Genomic DNA, 3,504 nt, shown 5'->3' with positions numbered 1-3,504 from the left:
CGCACGCCGGCATGAATCGTGAAATAGTCCACGCCCTGCTCGGCCTGCTCGATCAGCGTGTCGCGGAAAATTTCCCAGCTCAGGTCTTCGGCCTTGCCGTTGACTTTTTCCAGCGCCTGGTAAATCGGCACCGTGCCGATCGGCACCGGCGAGTTGCGCAAGATCCATTCGCGCGTTTCATGGATGTTCTCGCCGGTCGAGAGGTCCATCACGGTGTCGGCGCCCCAGCGAATCGACCAGACCAGCTTGTCCACTTCTTCTTCAATCGACGAGGTGACGGCCGAGTTGCCGATGTTGGCGTTGACCTTGATCAGGAAATTGCGGCCGATGATCATCGGCTCGCTCTCGGGGTGGTTGATGTTGTTGGGAATCACGGCGCGGCCGCGCGCCACTTCGTCACGCACGAATTCTGCGGTGATCTCTTTCGGAATCGACGCGCCGAAGGAATGGCCGGCCTTGGGCATGCGCTCGGTCGCCAGGCGTTCGGCCAGCTGGGCGCGCACCAGGTTCTCGCGGATGGCGATGTATTCCATCTCCGGCGTGATGATGCCTTTGCGGGCATAGTGCATCTGGGACACGTTGGCACCCGCCCTGGCGCGGCGCGGCACGGGCGCGTGGGCCATGCGCAGGGCGGCCAGCGAAGGGTCGTTCAGGCGTTCGCGGCCGTAGGCGCTGCTGATGCCGGCAAGCAGTTCGGTGTCGGCGCGCTCGTTGATCCAGGCAGCGCGCAAGGGCGCCAGGCCGCGCGTGATGTCGATGGAAGCCGCCGGGTCGGTGTACACGCCCGACGAGTCGAACAGGCGCAGCGGCGGATTGGCTTCGCGGCGGGTGTCAACGCCTTCGGCCACCAGCGTGTCGGAAAGCAGGACCTCGCGAAACGGCACGCGGATATCGGGCCGCGGGCCTTCGATGTAGATCTTGCGCGAACCCGGAAAAGGCGTGCGCGTGATGCGGCTGGTCAGGTCCGCTGCATTGACGGAAAGATTGGTTTTGGCCATGGCTGTCTCCAGAAGGTGGTGGTGTGCCTGCCTGGGGAGCCGGAGATGGAAATGAAGGTGGGGCTGGCGGGTGTCCGGAATGCCTCCGGGAGGTATCACTGCCAGCGCCGCCAATTCTGCCGGAGCCAAGTGCCTTGTTCCCTACGCGGGGATGATCCCGATCAGGTTCAGCGGGTCTCGCATCTGCGATCTCAGCCTCCAACGAATCTTTTCAGACACATCTTTGGCACCCCGACAAGCTGCAGGCATTGTAAGCACAGGCGAAAGCCAGCGCGGCCTTGCAGGCTATCCGAAGCGGCTGGGCTGGCCGAGCAGTTTTTTGGCCAGCGCACGGGCCTGACAAGAAACGCATGATGAGGCCAACAATCGGCATCCCTGAAAACCAAAAAACATACCGCAACACCAGCGGGCGCTCTTTTGACCCTCTTTTGCCCTTCTTTTGGCGAGCGGTCTGCACGGCTTTCATACAACTTTACAAAGCATCATGGCCGTGCAATGCGGCGTATACACAGGCGCCGCACAATTACTTTCAACCTGACGCCAACACCCGGTAGCAGGGATAGTCCAGCTCCACCCCCAAAGGAAATTTCCATGAAATTCACGTTCAAACCCCGCGCCACCCTGAACACCCTCGTCCTGGCAGGTCTGCTGACCGCAGCAGGCGGCGTTGCCTTGGCGCAAACAACAGCCACGACCCCGGCGCCCGCAACGGCAGCCATGGGAATGGGCATGGCAGGCGGCCATCACGGCGACCGCATGGACCACCGCGACCCCGCCAAAATGCAGGCCATGGTGGCCAAACACCAGGCCGAGATGAAAGCCAGGCTCAAGATCACGCCAGCCCAGGAAGGCGCCTGGACTGCCTTCACCACCGCCATGCAGCTGCCAGCCGAGATGATGGGCAAACGTCCGGACGCCGGGCAGCGCGCTGAAATGGACAAGCTGACCACACCCGAGCGCATCGACAAAATGCGCGCCATGCGGACCCAGCGCATGGCTGAAAGAACCGCCGCCATGGACCAGCGCGGCGCCGCCACCAAAACGTTTTACGCCGCCCTGAACGCCGAGCAGCAAAAAACCTTTGACGCGGAGCACCAAAAGCACGGCATGCGCGAAGGGCGCGGCCCCCATGGCGGCGGCATGCACCACAAAGGCTGAGCCTGACGCTGCGGCGGCCCATTAGCCCCGCGCACCATCGCCTGCACCGGCCACCCTTCCAGGGCGGCAGTGCAGGCTTTTTTATGGCCTGCGCGCTTGAATTTTGCTATTTATTTAATAGCAAATAACCCCTTTAAATATTGGGCTGATGGCCATTTAATGCATGGCACTTCAGCACGCCTCGCGCCAAACCAACACCCTGTGGTGGTGTATGGTGGCCAAAAATCCATCGGCGGCGTGCGCGCCATGTGCAGCCAGGCGACTGGCCTGAAATAAGTTGCTGTCCTACAGCCGCGCCCAGCGCCGGAGATCAACAATCAATATCCAGGTATTTTTTGCCTGCACCTCACTTCCTATGCAGCCTCTTTTCTCTGACCTAACCCCCCCCGGCACGCCCGTCGATCTGTCGGTCGCCGAACCTGATGCATTGCCCGGCTTCGCCGCGTCCATCGACATGGCGGCCGTCGAAGCCGACACCCAGACCGCCATGGCCGCCATCAGCGCCGACACGCCGTTTTCGTTCAAGGTCCTCACGGTCAACATCCACAAGGGCTTCACGTTTTTCAACCGCAAGTTCATCCTGCCCGAACTGCGCGAGGCCGTGCGCAAGGTAGGCGCCGACGTGGTGTTCTTACAGGAGGTGACCGGCAACCACCTCAAGCATGCCAGCAAGTTCGAAAACTTCCCCGACGCGCCGCACTACGAGTTCCTGGCCGACACCATCTGGCCGGAGTTTGCCTATGGCCGCAACGCCGTCTACACCAACGGCCACCACGGCAACGCCCTGCTGTCCAAGTTTCCGATCGTGCATTTTGAAAACCACGACGTGTCCATCAGCGGCCCCGAGCGGCGCGGCATGCTGCATTGCGAGCTGCATATTCCGGGCCGCAGCGTCAATGTGCACGCCATCTGCGTTCACCTGGGGCTGGTGGAAACCCATCGCACCCAGCAGATGGACATGCTGTGCAACCTGGTGCGCAATGCGATTCCGGCCGACGCCCCGGTGGTGGTGGCCGGCGACTTCAACGACTGGCGCCACCAGGCCCACGCCCAGCTGGCACGCCGCGCCGGGCTGCATGAGGTCTTTGTGCAGGCCCATGGCCATGCGGCGCGCACTTTTCCCGCGCGCTTTCCCGTGCTGCGGCTGGACCGCATTTATGTGCGCAACGCCCGTTCCCACGCCCCCGTGGTGCTGCCTGGCAAGCCATGGTCGCACCTGTCGGACCACGCGCCGCTGGCGGCGGAGATTGACCTCTAAAAAAACACACAGATATGGCCCCCACGCTTGTCGCTTCGCGTACTGCGCTGCCCCCCGAGGGGGCTGAACTTCGCTTGGGGCGGCCCGGCG

4 protein-coding genes and 1 riboswitch are annotated in these 3,504 nt (G+C 62.6%); of the genes, 3 read left to right on the top strand and 1 reads right to left on the bottom strand.

The window, feature by feature from the left end; genetic code table 11:
* The coding region (locus IV091_RS17270) for a phosphomethylpyrimidine synthase ThiC (RefSeq protein ID WP_293470524.1) at nucleotides 1–998 on the bottom strand (998 nt) is incomplete at its 3' end.
* Between the two features lie 121 nt (nucleotides 999–1,119).
* A riboswitch (TPP riboswitch) is annotated at nucleotides 1,120–1,242 on the bottom strand.
* 347 nt (nucleotides 1,243–1,589) lie between these two features.
* Here IV091_RS17270 and IV091_RS17265 point away from each other — a divergent pair.
* The 3 genes from IV091_RS17265 (at nucleotide 1,590) to IV091_RS17255 (ending at nucleotide 3,414) form a co-directional block, all read left to right on the top strand.
* Complete coding sequence (locus IV091_RS17265; protein WP_293470523.1) at nucleotides 1,590–2,156, top strand: Spy/CpxP family protein refolding chaperone; 567 nt, start codon at nucleotides 1,590–1,592, stop codon at nucleotides 2,154–2,156.
* A 96-nt stretch (nucleotides 2,157–2,252) separates the two neighbouring features.
* Nucleotides 2,253–2,432 (top strand): hypothetical protein, encoded by a 180-nt coding sequence (locus tag IV091_RS17260; protein ID WP_293470521.1) that lies wholly within the window; start codon nucleotides 2,253–2,255, stop codon nucleotides 2,430–2,432.
* Nucleotides 2,433–2,643: 211 nt separating this feature from the next.
* Entirely contained in the window at nucleotides 2,644–3,414 is a 771-nt protein-coding gene (locus tag IV091_RS17255) for an endonuclease/exonuclease/phosphatase family protein (RefSeq protein WP_293470526.1), read from the top strand.
* Nucleotides 3,415–3,504: the final 90 nt, after the last annotated feature.

It is taken from the genome of Polaromonas sp. (assembly GCF_018780625.1).
In the GTDB taxonomy this organism is placed as follows: domain Bacteria; phylum Pseudomonadota; class Gammaproteobacteria; order Burkholderiales; family Burkholderiaceae_C; genus Polaromonas.
The sequence above is the reverse complement of the archived record's forward strand: the minus strand, read 5'-3'. Positions and strand labels throughout refer to the sequence as shown.

Excerpts from the sequence above, each read along its gene's own strand:
- IV091_RS17255 (WP_293470526.1), top strand. The coding sequence starts at position 2,644 with ATGGCCGCCATCAGCGCCGACACGCCGTTTTCGTTCAAGGTCCTCACG.
- IV091_RS17265 (WP_293470523.1), top strand. The coding sequence starts at position 1,590 with ATGAAATTCACGTTCAAACCCCGCGCCACCCTGAACACCCTCGTCCTG.